Raw genomic sequence first — 813 nt, 5'->3', positions numbered from 1 at the left:
CAACGCCGCCGACATGCTCATCCTGGGTGCCGGTCAACATTGGACATCCGAAACGACTTCTCGACGTGCCACAGATCGTGGTATTTCGCAATGACCTCGGCGGCGGGCATCACCGTGGCTGGCACGTTCGTCACGTAGCCCTTCAGCCCGACCAGGGATTGAGCGCGCGCCAGGCTGGCCTCATCGACGGTGCGGTCATCACCACGCACCTTCACAAACCGCGCTGACTTGGCCTTCTTGTCGCCGGCCACGATCGCCCGGGCCCGAGCTTCCTGGGATGCCAGGGTCTTCTGATCTCGGCGTGCACGTTTGGTCGAATATGACCAGATCGCCCGCCACGCACCCGGATGCTGTTCGGGATCCCAGACCGGCTCGGCTCGCAACTTGGTGTTGTTGACCTTGGTGTTGCCGTGCCTGGGTGTGACGGTATCGATGACCTGACCATCAGTGAAAACATCGCCATTCCAATGGAAATGGGACTCCAGATCCCCGGGCGCCTTCGTGACGCGGGAGCCGACGATGAATGAAAGGTCCAACTCATCGAGAGCTTTCAGATTGGCCCCCGACAGCATCCCGGCATCAGCCGCTATGACCATCGGCGTGCCGTGGAGTTCGTGGCGTTCCAGGAAGCTGGTGATGATCGGGACGATGGTGGTGGTCTCGGCGGTATTGCCTTCGAAGCAGCCGACTTCCAGCGGGAACCCGGTCCGGTCGACGAGCAGTCCGACGACGATTTGAGGGTCGATGCGGCGCTCCTTGGAGTTATGCCGTGGTCGGCATAACAGCAATTATCCCGAGGTCGTGGTTATGCCG

Annotated in this window: 1 pseudogene; it reads right to left on the bottom strand. The window is 61.3% G+C overall.

The window, feature by feature from the left end:
* Nucleotides 1-32: 32 nt before the first annotated feature.
* Nucleotides 33-761: pseudogene (locus CWS39_RS28345) on the bottom strand (IS1634 family transposase); the annotation flags it as partial.
* Nucleotides 762-813: the final 52 nt, after the last annotated feature.

The sequence above is a fragment of the Mycobacterium hubeiense genome (genome assembly GCF_002838065.1).
GTDB classification, from domain to species: domain Bacteria; phylum Actinomycetota; class Actinomycetes; order Mycobacteriales; family Mycobacteriaceae; genus Mycobacterium; species Mycobacterium hubeiense.
Note: the sequence above shows the minus strand (reverse complement) of the source record. Positions and strands in the feature narration are given on the sequence as shown.